The organism is Microbispora corallina, from assembly GCF_016863035.1.
GTDB classification, from domain to species: Bacteria; Actinomycetota; Actinomycetes; order Streptosporangiales; family Streptosporangiaceae; genus Microbispora; species Microbispora corallina.
The window spans coordinates 75,199-87,495 of the sequence record NZ_BOOC01000014.1 but is presented as its reverse complement, the minus strand read 5'-3'; the positions used below and the strand labels follow the sequence as shown (position 1 = coordinate 87,495).

The 12,297-nt window shown below is 71.9% G+C and carries 12 protein-coding genes; 6 read left to right on the top strand and 6 right to left on the bottom strand.

Annotation, left to right across the window (positions count from 1 at the left end):
• Positions 1-124: 124 nt before the first annotated feature.
• Positions 125-1,921 carry a phosphoenolpyruvate carboxykinase (GTP) gene (locus tag Mco01_RS17220; protein WP_204057896.1) on the bottom strand — a complete coding sequence of 599 codons (1,797 nt, stop codon included), beginning with the start codon at positions 1,919-1,921 and terminating at the stop codon, positions 125-127.
• A 282-nt stretch (positions 1,922-2,203) separates the two neighbouring features.
• Complete coding sequence (gene abmR / locus Mco01_RS17215; protein ID WP_204057895.1) at positions 2,204-2,722, bottom strand: ATP-binding transcription factor AbmR; 519 nt, start codon at positions 2,720-2,722, stop codon at positions 2,204-2,206.
• A gap of 84 nt (positions 2,723-2,806) precedes the next feature.
• On the opposite strand from abmR, the gene Mco01_RS17210 reads away from it, so the two are divergent.
• Both Mco01_RS17210 and Mco01_RS17205 read left to right on the top strand, forming a co-directional pair.
• Positions 2,807-4,318, top strand: a complete 1,512-nt coding sequence (locus tag Mco01_RS17210) for a DHA2 family efflux MFS transporter permease subunit (RefSeq protein WP_204057894.1) — start codon at positions 2,807-2,809, stop codon at positions 4,316-4,318.
• Entirely contained in the window at positions 4,296-4,928 is a 633-nt protein-coding gene (locus tag Mco01_RS17205) for an acyl-CoA-like ligand-binding transcription factor (protein ID WP_204057893.1), read from the top strand. The genes Mco01_RS17210 and Mco01_RS17205 overlap by 23 nt, the downstream gene beginning before the upstream one ends.
• 12 nt (positions 4,929-4,940) lie before the next feature.
• Here Mco01_RS17205 and Mco01_RS17200 read toward each other — a convergent pair whose 3' ends face one another.
• The 3 genes from Mco01_RS17200 to Mco01_RS17190 all read right to left on the bottom strand — a co-directional run bounded on the left by Mco01_RS17200 (position 4,941) and on the right by Mco01_RS17190 (position 7,372).
• Entirely contained in the window at positions 4,941-6,251 is a 1,311-nt protein-coding gene (locus Mco01_RS17200; RefSeq protein WP_239103681.1) for a C40 family peptidase, read from the bottom strand.
• A gap of 107 nt (positions 6,252-6,358) precedes the next feature.
• Positions 6,359-6,859, bottom strand: coding sequence for a transcription elongation factor GreA (gene greA / locus Mco01_RS17195; RefSeq protein WP_036332395.1), 501 nt, complete (start codon positions 6,857-6,859; stop codon positions 6,359-6,361).
• A 75-nt stretch (positions 6,860-6,934) separates the two neighbouring features.
• Positions 6,935-7,372, bottom strand: coding sequence for a DUF4307 domain-containing protein (locus Mco01_RS17190; protein ID WP_204057891.1), 438 nt, complete (start codon positions 7,370-7,372; stop codon positions 6,935-6,937).
• 143 nt (positions 7,373-7,515) lie between these two features.
• Here Mco01_RS17190 and mca point away from each other — a divergent pair, with 143 nt between their 5' ends.
• The 3 genes from mca to Mco01_RS17175 all read left to right on the top strand — a co-directional run bounded on the left by mca (position 7,516) and on the right by Mco01_RS17175 (position 8,968).
• A complete protein-coding gene (gene mca, locus Mco01_RS17185) occupies positions 7,516-8,397 on the top strand; it encodes a mycothiol conjugate amidase Mca (protein WP_239103680.1) in 882 nt (293 codons plus the stop codon).
• A 104-nt stretch (positions 8,398-8,501) separates the two neighbouring features.
• Complete coding sequence (locus tag Mco01_RS17180) at positions 8,502-8,669, top strand: hypothetical protein (RefSeq protein WP_204057890.1); 168 nt, start codon at positions 8,502-8,504, stop codon at positions 8,667-8,669.
• Entirely contained in the window at positions 8,666-8,968 is a 303-nt protein-coding gene (locus Mco01_RS17175; protein ID WP_204057889.1) for a GNAT family N-acetyltransferase, read from the top strand. Before Mco01_RS17180 ends, Mco01_RS17175 begins: the two co-directional genes overlap by 4 nt.
• 13 nt (positions 8,969-8,981) lie before the next feature.
• Here Mco01_RS17175 and Mco01_RS17170 read toward each other — a convergent pair whose 3' ends face one another.
• The gene (locus Mco01_RS17170) at positions 8,982-10,142 is read right to left on the bottom strand and encodes a hypothetical protein (protein ID WP_239103679.1); all 1,161 of its coding nucleotides are present in this window, start codon (positions 10,140-10,142) and stop codon (positions 8,982-8,984) included.
• A gap of 163 nt (positions 10,143-10,305) precedes the next feature.
• Between Mco01_RS17170 and Mco01_RS17165 the strand changes: the two genes are divergently transcribed.
• Positions 10,306-12,291 carry a thioredoxin domain-containing protein gene (locus Mco01_RS17165; protein WP_204057888.1) on the top strand — a complete coding sequence of 662 codons (1,986 nt, stop codon included), beginning with the start codon at positions 10,306-10,308 and terminating at the stop codon, positions 12,289-12,291.
• The last annotated feature ends 6 nt before the right edge of the window (positions 12,292-12,297 follow it).

The following is a 12,297-nucleotide window of genomic DNA, read 5'->3' as shown; positions in this document are numbered from 1 at the left end:
GGCTTCCGACTCACCACATGACCGGTCGCGCGCGAGCGTTACGACCTGATTCCAACCGGAACCCGGATAGGACCGCAACGGCCCGCGCGCCTCGGTGGGACGCGCGGGCCGTGGGCGAGGCGCGTCAGCCGAGGCGGTTCACGAGGGCGTGGTACTCGTCCCACAGCTCCTTCGGCATGTGGTCCCCGAAGGCCTCGAAGTGGGGCGGGATCAGCGCGGCCTCCTCGCGCCACACCTCGGGGTCGACGCCGAGCAGGAGCTCCATGTCCTCGGGCGCGATGTCGAGGCCCTCGGTGTCGATCGACGCGGGCAGGTTGCCGATCGGCGACGGCACGGCCTCCGCCGTCCCGTTGAGCCGCTCGACGATCCACTTGAGCACGCGGCTGTTCTCGCCGAACCCGGGCCACAGGAAGCGGCCGTCCGCGCCCTTGCGGAACCAGTTGACGTAGTAGATCCGCGGCAGCTTCTCCGGATCGGCCGACCTGCCGACCTCGATCCAGTGGGCGAAGTAGTCGCCCATGTTGTAGCCGCAGAACGGCAGCATGGCGAACGGGTCGCGGCGCAGCTCGCCGACCCTGCCCTCGGCGGCGGCCGTCTTCTCGGACGCCACATTGGCCCCCAGGAAGACGCCGTGCTGCCAGCTCAGCGACTCGGTGACGAGGGGCACGGCGGTGGCCCTGCGGCCGCCGAACAGGATGGCCGAGATCGGCACGCCCGCCGGGTCCTGCCACTCCGGCGCGATCGTCGGGCACTGCTCGGCCGGCGTGGTGAACCGGGCGTTCGGGTGGGCGGCGGGCTCACCGGACTCCGGCGTCCACGAGCGGCCCTTCCAGTCGGTCAGGTGGGCGGGCGGCTCGTCGGTGAGGCCCTCCCACCACACGTCGCCGTCGTCCGTCAGCGCGACGTTCGTGAAGATGCTGTTGCCCCAGAGCGTCTCGATCGCGTTGGCGTTGGTCGAGGCGCCCGTCCCGGGGGCGACGCCGAAGAACCCGGCCTCCGGGTTGATCGCGTACAGGCGGCCGTCCTGGCCGAACCGCATCCAGGCGATGTCGTCGCCGATCGTCTCCACCTTCCAGCCGGGGATCGTGGGCCGGAGCATGGCGAGGTTGGTCTTGCCGCACGCCGACGGGAAGGCCGCCGCCACGTACCGCGGCTCCCCCTGGGGAGGCGTGAGCTTCAGGATCAGCATGTGCTCGGCCAGCCAGCCCTCGTCGCGCGCCATGACGCTGGCGATCCGCAGGGCGTAGCACTTCTTCCCCAGCAGCGCGTTGCCGCCGTACCCCGACCCGTACGACCAGATCTCGCGGGTCTCGGGGAAGTGGCTGATGTACTTCGTCCGGCTGCACGGCCAGGGGACGTCCGCCTGGCCGGGCTCGAGCGGCGCGCCCACGGAGTGGACGGCCCTGACGAAGTCGCCCCGCTCCTCGATCAGGCGCAGCGCCTCCTCGCCCATCCGCGTCATGATCCGCATCGACACGACGACGTACGGCGAGTCGGTGATCTCCACCCCGAGCTGGGAGATCGTGCCGCCGAGGGGGCCCATGCAGAAGGGCACGACGTACATCGTGCGGCCGCGCATGCACCCCCGGAACAGGGTGGAGAACGTCCGGCGCATCTCGCCGGGCGCGATCCAGTTGTTGGTCGGACCGGCGTCCTCCTCCCGCTCCGAGCAGATGAACGTGCGGTCCTCCACGCGGGCGACGTCGCTCGGGTCGGACGCCGCGTAGAAGCTGTTGGGTCGCTTGACCAGGCGTCTGAACGTGCCCTGCTCGACGAGCAGGTTGGTCAGCCGAGTCCATTCGGCCTCGGAACCGTCGCACCATTCGACCCGGTCGGGCTGCGTGAGCTCCGCGATCTGCGCCACCCAGGCGCCCAGATCGCGGTGTGCGGTGGGAAGCGGTACCTCTACGGAAACGGACACGGGGGCGGCTCCTTAATCTCTCAGGGCCAGGTCATCATCAGCGATGAATAGCCGCCGAATCCAATTGGCGTAGACCACCGAGTTTCCACTCCGTTAATTCGGCGACATTCGTCGCTCACGGCCTCCTGGTGGACATCAGCCCAGGCAGGGACCGTCAAGTGCGTGGGAGCTTACCCACATCGGCCCGTTCTGAAGAAACATCCCCTTTCCCTTACCCGCCTCCCGTGGCTTACACATTGGTATAGGCCAATGCGAATGGTCCAGACCATTCACAAGAATGGTTCAGTCCACCAGGCCGGGCCCCTCCGCCCGTACGCGGTCGACGTGCTGGAGGGCATCGCGCAGGTCAGCGAGCCACGAATCGGTGTGCTTGCCGACGAGCCGGACGCACCAGGCCAGCGCGTCGCTGCGGCTGCGGGCCACGCCCGCCGCGACCAGGGTGTCCAGCACCTGCCGCTCCGGCTGCCGCAGGCGGGTCATCACCGGGACGGAGAGAGTGGTGAACATCACTGTCTCCCCGCCCGCGACGACCCCCCAGGACACCTTCCGGCGGAACCGGTGCTCGGCCTCCCTGGCGATCTCCACCCGGCGCTCGCGGGTCTCCTCACGGAACCGCTCGACGTAGCCCTCGACGGCAGCCTCGCGTTCCAGGTCCGGCAGGCCCTCGGCCACCGTGAGCGGCGGAAGCGTGCCGATGACCGTGATCTCCTCGCGGTCCAGGACGATCTCGGGCCGGTCGGCGAACCAGCCCTCGGGGAGGCGGCCGGCGAACCATCCCCGCAGCTGTTCTTCTGCATCCATGTAATCAAGATTACACCGCTTCGGCCAGCGGGCAACGGGCGGGAGGATTGACAGTCACTATGTTTTGAGAGTTACTTTCAAAACATGGTTACTTCCACTTCTCGATGGTGGGCGCTCGGCGCCCTCGTGCTCAGCGTCCTGGTCATCGGCATGGACGCGACCGTGCTCAACGTCGCCCTCCCCACGCTCGCGACGGACCTCCACGCGACAACCGGCGACCTGCAGTGGATCGTGGACGCGTACATGGTCCCGTTCGCGGCGCTCATGCTCCCGGCCGGCGCGTTCGGCGACCGCTTCGGCAGGAAGCGGCTGCTGCTGGCCGGGCTCGCGGCCTTCGCCGTGGCGTCCGTGATCGCCATGGTCGCCTCCGGCACCGGCCCGCTGATCGCCGCGCGGGCGCTCATGGGAGCCGGCGGCGCGCTGATCATGCCGCTGTCGACGTCGATCCTGCCGGTGATCTTCGGGCCTGCGGAGCGGGGCCGGGCGATCGCGGCCTGGACGGCGGCGATGGCCCTCGGCCTGCCGCTCGGCCCGATCGTCGGCGGCTACCTGCTCGACCACTTCTGGTGGGGCTCGATCTTCCTCGTCAACATCCCCGTCGTGGCGGCCGCGATGCTGGTCACGGCCGTGTCCGTGCCCGAGTCCCGCGACCCGTCGGCGCCCCGGCTGGACCTGATCGGCGCCCTGCTGTCGGTGAGCGGCCTCGCCGCCCTGGTGTACGGGATCATCGAGGCCCCGTCGCAGGGGTGGGGCGACCCGGCCGTGCTGGCCGGGCTCGGCGCGGGCCTGGTGCTCCTGATCGCGTTCGTCGTGGTGGAGACCCGGCGGTCGCCGGCGATGACGGACCTCGGCCTGTTCCGCAGCCGGGTGTTCGCCTGGGGCGCCGTCGGGGCGACGTTCGTCAGCCTCGGCATGACGGGCGTGCTGTTCGTCGTCCCGCAGTACCTGCAGGCCGTCCTCGGCCACGACGCGCTCGGCACCGGAGTGCGGGTGATCCCCATGGTCGCCGGGCTCATGGCCGGAGGGCTCGTGGGCGAGCGGCTCACGGCCCGGCTCGGCCTGCGCGCGGTGATGACCGCCGGGCTGGTCGTCCTCGCCGCCGGGTTCGGCCTGGGCGCGACCACGGGCGCGGGATCCGGGTACGGCCTGACGGCGTCATGGCTGGCGGTCCTGGGCGCGGGCGTCGGCCTCGCCATGGTCCCGGCCATGGACGGCGTGCTCGCCGCGCTCCCCGAGGAGCGGACCGGGTCGGGCTCGGCGACGCTGCAGACGGTGCGGCAGGTCGGCGGCACGCTCGGCGTGGCGGTGCTGGGCAGCCTGCTGTCGGCCGTCTACGTGGCCGGGCTCCCGTCCGGCGCCCCCGCGGCGGCCGCAGACTCGATCACGGCCGCGGTCGGCGTCGCGGCGCGGACCGGGGACGGCGCCCTGCTGCGGACGGCCCGGGAGGCGTTCGTGAGCGCGATGGACCAGGTCCTGCTCGTGTGCGGCGGCGTGTCGCTGCTCGCCGCCGTCCTGGTCGCCGCGTTCCTACCGGGGAGTACGGCACAGCTCCGGAAGGCGGCAGAATCGGGGCATGAGCTCTCCACAGCGCGCTGACCGCACATCCCCCGCACCCGACTGCGCTGTCACGAGCCTGCGCGAGCGCAAGAAGGCGAAGACGCGGCGGACGATCCAGGAGGAGGCCCTGCGGCTGTTCGCCCAGCAGGGGTACGACGCGACGACCATCGAGCAGATCGCCGACGCCGCCGAGGTGTCCCCCAGCACGTTCTTCCGCTACTTCCCGACCAAGGAGGACGTGGTCATCCAGGACGACTACGACCCCCTGCTGATGGCGGCCATCAAGGCCCAGCCGGCCGACCTCCCCCCGCTGACCGCCATCCGCGCCGCGTTCCGCTCGGCGTTCGGCCTGATTCCGCAGGACGAGACCGACCAGGTGCTCACCCGGATGAAGCTGTCTATGAGCGTCCCCGCGCTGCGGGCCCGCACCGTGGAGAACCTGCTCGCCACGATCGACATGCTCGCCGGCGCGGTCGCCGAGCGTTCGGGCAAGGACCCGCGCAGCCCCGCCGTCCGCACCCTCGTCGGGGCGGTCATGGGGATCATGCTCCCGGCCCTGTTCACGTGGGTCGAGCAGGACGGCAGGATCTCGCTGCCGGACCTGCTCGACGAGGCGCTCGGCTACCTGGAGGCCGGGCTGCCGATCTGACCCGCCGGCGGGTCAGCGGACGCGGGCGGCGACGGCGGGGCTCACCCGGACCACGCCCGCGAGGTTCTTCGTGTAGACGTCGGCGATGCGGACCACGTCGCCGGTGTGCGGCGCGTGCAGCATCTTCCCGTTGCCCCAGTAGATCGCCACGTGGGAGATGTATCCGGGGTTGGTCGGGTCGTTGCGCCAGAACAGCAGGTCGCCCGGCTGGGCCTGGGACAGCGGGATCTGCGGCCCGGCCGCCCACTGCTGCGCCGCCACCCGCGGCATCCGCACCCCCGCCTGCCCGTACGCCCACTGGACCAGGCCCGAGCAGTCGAAGCTGTCCGGGCCCTCGGCGCCCCACACGTACGGGCGGCCGAGCTTGCTCACCGCGGCCTGGAGGGCGGTCTGGAGCTGCTGGGGCGCCATGAACGCCGACGCGGGCCAGGCCGTGCGGCCCTTCGGCGCGACCACGACCGGGTTGATCGTGGCGACCTGGCTGCCCTTCGGCAGGATCGACAGGAGCGCGGACCGCAGCTTGCCGGAGTCGACCTCGGGCGCGCTGACGACGAGCGCGTTGCCCTGCGGGACGCCGAGCGCCATGGCCGTCCGATGCGACACGACCGCCGCGATCGACCCCATGCCCACTGTGGCGTACGCCCCGATGCGCAGCCTGCGCCCGCCGCCGTCCACCGTGGAGCCGAGCTTCACGCCGCCGTCGTGGCCGAGCTCGAACGACACGGCCATGTCGCCGTCGGCGATGTTGCGCCACAGGGCGTCGGACGCCGCGGTGATCGAGGGGGTGTAGGCACGGAACGTCGAGGGGTCGACGCCCATCGTCTGCACCCGTTTGCCGTCCACCAGCACGCCGGCGGCGTCGGTGACCTCGGCGGAGGCCACGCCCTTCTGGTGCCTCACCCTGTCGACCACGTCCGGCGGCAGCGGGTGGTCGGCCACGACGAACAGGTGCGGGCGGATCAGCCGCGTCAGCGGCGCGACCGCGGCCGGCGCCGCCGTGGGCCGCGGCCCGCCCCGGCCGGAGGCGTCCCCGCGCTGCGCGGCGGCGACGTACCCGTGCCCGGGACGACGCCCGATCTGCACGGCCGCCGTGTCGGACCCGGCCGCCTCGTCCATCCCGGTGAGGATCAGGACGTCGGCCGAGAGCACGGAGACCAGCAGCACGGTGATGAGGGGGACGGCGCGGCGCAGGCCCGCGGCCCTGCGGACCGGGTCCCTGCGAGGCAGTCGTGGCCGGTAGGCGAGGTCCTGCCGGGTCTCCGAGAGCGCCCTGGCGAGGTTCCTGCGGACACGGGTGGAGAAGCGCGCTCGGCGATCGAGCACGATCTCACCCCTTTCCGCGGCAATGGTCCGTTCCACGACGAGATTGCCGCACGGCCGGAATTCCCGCAATCGATTGCGGGAATTCCGGCCGCGGGTGTGTCGCCGAATCAGTTGCCGATGTACGGCACGGCCTCGAGGATCTCGACCGTGTTCTGCCGGCCGTTCGGCAGCGTGTAGCTGGCCTTCTCGCCGACCTTCTTGCCGTTGATGGCGGATCCGAGCGGGGAATTGGGCGAGTACACGTCGATCGGCGCGCCGCTCTCCTCACGGGAGGCCAGCAGGAAGGTGACCTCCTCGTCGTCGCCGTCGAAGCGGACCGTCACGGTCATGCCGGGACCGACGACGCCCTCGGCGCGGGGGGCCTCGCCCACGCGCGCGCTGTCGAGGATCTGACGGAGGTGGAAGATCCTGGCCTCCATCTTGCCCTGCTCGTCCTTGGCGGCGTGGTAGCCGCCGTTCTCCCGCAGGTCACCCTCTTCCCGGGCGGCTTCGATCTTCTTGGCGATGTCCGTGCGACCCGGGCCCGAAAGGTACTCGTACTCCTCCTTGAGGCGGTCGTACGCCTCTTGCGTCAGCCAGGTGACGTTGTCGTTCTGGGAGACGGCCACGGGCTCTCCTTGTTTCCGTAAGTGACTCGAAGGGCTGCCAAGTTAACGCCTTCGAACGCTTCCCCAAAGATTCCACTATACGAGATCGCAGTAGTCGACCTGAACCGTCGTGGCCTGGGCGCTCGTCCTCAGCTTTTCGGTGAACTGGAGGTCGGACCTCCCCTTGGGGATGTCGACGTCGCGGCCCCCGACCTCCATGTGCTGGTCATCCACCGCGCGCACGCGGCACGTCGCCGCGCGGTCGGCGGGCTTGTGCACGGTGAAGGTCACCTGCGCGGAGCCGGGCGCGCTCGCGTCGAACGCCACCACCTCCGCGTCGACCACCGGGTTGCCGTGGGCGGCGAGCATGACGTAGCCCCAGCCGCCGGCCATGAGCGCGACGACCAGGCCGATGAGGACGTAGGCCACGAACCGGCCCCGGCCGGGCGGACGTTCGGCGAAGTCGTCCGGGGTGCCGAGGATGGGGCCCGCGCCGGGAGATCCGGGCCGTCGTTCGGCCTCGTCGCTGGCCATGGTGGAATCACCTCGGGAATTGTCGGTGTTGTGCGAGACGATTGGGCGTGGTCGTGGCCCCGTCGCCGTCGAGGCGCTTCCGGAGCACACGGCCAATTAGAAGCTAACCTCTTCTGGTAGCCGGAAGTCACATGAGGAGAGCCGTGAGTGCATCGTTGAGGCTGATGGCCGTGCACGCGCACCCTGACGACGAGTCGAGCAAGGGCGCGGCGACGATGGCCCGTTACGTCGCCGAGGGGGCGGAGGTCCTCGTGGTGACCTGTACCGGCGGCGAGCGGGGCTCGATCCTCAACCCCAAGATGGACCGTCCCGACATCCTGGAGAACATCGCCGAGGTGCGCCGCCAGGAGATGGAGAAGGCGCGGGAGATCCTCGGCGTCGATCAGCGCTTCCTCGGGTTCGTCGACTCCGGGCTCCCGGAGGACGAGAACGAGCCGCTGCCCGAGGGCTGCTTCGCGCTGCAGCCGATCGAGGTCGCGTCGGCCCCGCTCGTGGCCGCCGTCCGCGAGTTCCGGCCCCACGTGATCCTCACGTACGACGACAACGGCGGCTACCCGCACCCCGACCACATCATGACCAACCGGGTGTCGGTGGAGGCCTTCGAGGCGGCGGGCGACCCGGACCGCTATCCGGGGACGGGCGAGCCGTGGCAGCCGCTCAAGCTCTACTACCACATGGGCTTCACCCGCGAGCGGTTCGAGGCGCTCCACGAGGCCATGAACGAGCGCGGCATGGGCTCGCCGTACGCCGACTGGATCTCGCGCTGGGAGGACCGCCCGGAGAAGTGGGAGGTCACGACCCGGGTCCCGTGCGCGGAGTACTTCGAGGTCCGCGACCTGGCGCTGCTCGCCCACGCCACCCAGGTCGACCCGGACGGGTTCTGGTTCGTCTGCCCCCGGGAGGTGCAGGAGGAGGTCTGGCCGACCGAGGACTACCACCTCGCGCGCTCGCTCGTGGACACGACGCTCCCCGAGGACGACCTGTTCGCCGGGATCCACGTCGAGGTCACCCCCGCCTGCCCGTAGGGAGTCCTGGAGCTGAGCGCGGCCACGGCGCCCACGGCGAGGCGCCGTCCCGGCCGCGCGCAGCGGGACGACGGGGCGGGAAACCCGAGCTATAAGCTGGAGGCGTGGACTACACCAGCTATGGTCCGGGAGTCATCGCGTTCGCCATCGTCGCGGCGATCGGGCTGGCCCTGTTCTTCCTCCTCAAGTCGATGAACAGGCAGTTCGCCAAGATCCAGACGCCCGACGACCGGCGTGACGACCGCCCGAGCGAGAACGGATCCGACACGTGAGCGAGGTCGCCGACAACCCGGGCAGGTCGCGGTACGAGATCACGGTCGACGGCCGGCTCGCCGGCTTCGCGCAGTACAAGCTGCGCGGCGACACGATCGTGTTCACCCACACCGAGATCGGCGAGGAGTTCGAGGGCAAGGGGCTGGGCAGCGCGCTGGTCCGGACCGCCCTCGACGGGGCGCGGGACGCCGGGCTGACGGTGGCGCCGCTGTGCCCGTTCGTCTCCGCCTACATCAAGCGGCACCAGGAGTACGCCGACCTGGTCGGCGACGACTACCGCTCCGAGGTCACCGACTGACCCTCCCGCCCGGTCACTCCGGCGGGATCGAGCCCGACCAGGCGCGCTCCAGGGCCTTGGGCAGGCCCCACCAGCCGAGCGGGGTGAGCACCTCGGCCCGGTTGACGATGCCGAGGTGCGCCCACAGCGGGGTGACGGCGGTGAAGAGCATCTCCGTCGCCTCGAGGTCCTCCGGCTCGTCGGGCTCGACGTCCACGTCCTCGGAGTCGGCGATGAACCGGGCGATCCGCTCGGGCGAGGCGAGCACCCCCGGGCCGTACCGGACCAGGGTCGTCACGGCGGCGAGCCAGTCGGCGTGGTGGATGGCGCACAGCGAGGCCAGGATCGAGTCCTCGTGGGAGAGCTCGCCCTCCATGTCGAAGAAGCGGGCCGCGTCCTCCTCGTCGGGGAGGTCGGATATCGGCGCCACGATGCCGGCCGCGACGGCCAGCCACAGGTCCTCGTCGCGCTCGGGCAGCGCGTTCTCGTCCAGCCCGGCGCAGGCCCGCAGCACGTTCCCCGGGTAGCCGGGCCTGGTCAGCGTGACGCGCAGCCGGGTGGCCGCCGAGCGCAGGTCCCCCGCGGGGAACGGCGGCTCGGGCAGGTCGTCGAGCAGCCGGCGCAGCTCGCTGAGCGCGAAGGCCTCCTCCTCGTCCCAGGCGGCGTAGAGCTCCTGGTCCTGCTCGTCGTTGACCACCACGTTCGGCACCCGGCCGTCCGGCAGCGGGGTGCCGAGCCAGCGCTCCTGGAGGTCCTCGTAGGCGTGCCGGGCGTCGGGGTCGCCCGCGGCCAGGGCGTCCGCGTCGATCTCCCCTTCGGCCAGCCGCTCCTCGAGGAACTCGACCAGGCGCTCGTACATCTCGGTGGCCACCGGGCCGCGCTCGGTCTCCTCCGGCCACAGGAAGTAGCTGCGGGTCAGCATGATCGGCTCGGTGCCGCTCGACTCCAGCCAGCGCTGCACGTCGCCGACCGTCGCCACCCCCGACTCGATCCTCGTCAGGATGGCCTTGGCCGACTCCCAGAACGTCACGGACAGCGGGTTTCCGGCCGCCAGAAGCTGGCGGCGCAGGTCCGGCAGGGCCACCAGGGCCTGCCCCGTGGGCACCGCGAGCAGGGCACGCGCCACGTCACGCCGGGTCAGCGCCACGGCCGGCCGGCCCGAGTGCCTGATCGCGAAGTCCAGATCCACGCCCACGTCCTGTGAGCCTACGCCGGGCCGCGCGCGAACACACCCCCACGGTTCCCACCTGCGTGCCTGGCCGCCGTAACGGAACCCCCAGCCCCGGATTTCGCCCGGCGGGGATCCCCCGAGCAGACTGGGCGGGGTAGGGATCGCACCGGCTGGGGAGAGGATCTCGATGAACCGCCTGAAGGACGCCACGAGCCCGTATCTCCTGCAGCACGCCGCCAACCCGGTGGACTGGCACCAGTGGGGGGATGAGGCGTTCGCGGAGGCCCGCCGCCGCGACGTCCCCCTCCTGATCAGCGTCGGCTACTCCGCCTGCCACTGGTGTCACGTGATGGCGCACGAGTCGTTCGAGGACGAGGCGACGGCCCGGCTCATGAACGACCTGTTCGTCAACGTCAAGGTCGACCGCGAGGAGCGGCCGGACGTCGACGCCGTCTACATGAGCGCCACCCAGGCGATGACCGGGCAGGGCGGCTGGCCCATGACGGTCTTCGCCACCCCCGACGGCCACCCGTTCTACACGGGCACCTACTTCCCGCGCGCGCACTTCCAGCGCCTGCTGCTGGGGGTCGCCGAGGCGTGGCGGAACGAGCGGACCGCCGTCGTCGGGCAGGGCGCGAAGGTGGTCGAGGCACTCACCGAGCGGACCGGCGTCCCCTCCGGTCCCCTGCCGTCGGCGGAGGACCTGGAGCACGCCGTACGGGACCTGGCCGGCGCCTTCGACCGGCGGCGCGGCGGGTTCGGCGGGGCGCCGAAGTTCCCCCCGTCGATGGTCCTGGAGTTCCTGCTGCGGCACGGCACACCCGAGGCGCTCTCCTTGGCCGAGGCGACGATGGAGGCCATGGCCAGAGGCGGGATCTACGACCAGCTCGGCGGCGGCTTCGCCCGCTACTCGGTGGACGCCTCCTGGGTGGTGCCCCACTTCGAGAAGATGCTCTACGACAACGCGCTGCTGCTGCGGGTCTACGCGCACTGGTGGAGGTCGACCGGGTCCGTCCTCGCCCGCCGCGTGGCGCTGGAGACGGCCGACTGGCTGCTCCGCGAGATGCGCACCCCCGAGGGCGGCTTCGCCTCCGCGCTCGACGCCGACAGCGAGGGGCCGGACGGCTCCCACGGCGAGGGGCTCTACTACGTCTGGACGCCCGACCAGCTGCGGGAGGTCCTCGGCCAGGAGGACGGCGACTGGGCGGCGGCGCTGTTCGAGGTGACCGGCACGTTCGAGCACGGCACCTCGGTGCTCCAGCTTCCACGCGACCCCGACGACCCCGGCCGGTTCGCGCGGGTGCGGGCGGCGTTGTCCGAGGCGCGCGAACGGCGGCCCCGGCCGGGCCGGGACGACAAGGTCGTGGCGGCCTGGAACGGCCTGGCCGTCGCCGCGCTGGCCGAGGCGGGCGCGCTGTTCGAGCGTCCCGACCTCGTCGACGCCGCCCGGGCGGCCGCCGTGCTGCTCGACGACCTGCACACCGCGAGCCGCGGACCGGCCAGGCTGCTGCGCACCTCCAGGGACGGCCGGGCGGGCGCCAACGCCGGTGTGCTGGAGGACTACGCCGACGTCGCCGAGGGGTTCCTCGCCCTGTACGGCGTGACCGGCGAGACCCGCTGGTTCGAGCGCGCGGGCGACCTGCTGGAGACCGTGCTCACCAGGTTCCCCGACGGCTCGGGCGGGTTCTTCGACGTCCCCGACGACGGCGAGCGGCTCTTCCAGCGGCCCCAGGACCCGACCGACAACGCCACGCCGTCCGGCCAGTTCGCCGCGGCCGGGGCCCTGCTGTCGTACGCGGCCCTGACCGGGTCGGAACGGCACCGGGAGGCGGCCGAGGCGGCGCTGGGCGCCGTCTCGACGCTGGCCCGCCAGTACGCCCGCTTCGCCGGGTGGGGGCTGGCGGTGGCCGCGGCGGCGCTGCGCGGCCCGGCCGAGGTCGCGATCGTGGGCCCGCAGGACGACCCGCGGACGGCGGCCCTGCACCGCGCCGCCCTGATGTCGGGCGCGCCCGGCCTCGTCGTCGCGCTCGGCGACGGATCGGACGCCGTGGTGCCGCTGCTGGAGGGGCGCGGGCCAGTCGGCGGCGAGCCCGCGGCCTACGTGTGCCGCCGCTTCACCTGCCGGGCCCCGGTCACCACCGTCTCCGCCCTCCGCGCCGAGCTCGCCGGCTGACCGGCT